The sequence below is a fragment of the Mesorhizobium sp. dw_380 genome (assembly GCF_018588885.1).
Taxonomy (GTDB): Bacteria; Pseudomonadota; Alphaproteobacteria; order Rhizobiales; family Rhizobiaceae; genus Mesorhizobium.
Genome location: NZ_JAFFIW010000169.1, coordinates 1 through 254 on the forward strand (window position 1 = coordinate 1; position 254 = coordinate 254).

Below are 254 nucleotides of genomic sequence, written 5' to 3' on the forward strand. Positions count from 1 at the left end.
CTCCTTGGCCGGCAGCACGTCCAGCGACCGCAGCGGCGTCTCAGGCGCAGTCTCAAGCGCCTCGACCAGGCTCTCCAGCGCCCGCTGCATCAGCCCGATGACACGATCCGCCGAAACAGCCTCGACAACCTGCGCCGTCAGGCCCAGCGCCGTCTCGAAGTCCTCGACCGCCATTATCAGCGGATAGTTTGTCCGCTCCTCGCCATCCAGCCACTCAGCGCCGCTGAGGCTCGGCATCTCCGCCTTCTCCGCCC

Annotated in this window: 1 protein-coding gene; it reads right to left on the reverse strand. The window is 67.7% G+C overall.

Annotation, left to right across the window (positions count from 1 at the left end):
- The coding region (locus JT360_RS33400; RefSeq protein ID WP_214477759.1) for a hypothetical protein at positions 1-237 on the reverse strand (237 nt) is incomplete at its 3' end.
- Between the last annotated feature and the right edge of the window lie 17 nt (positions 238-254).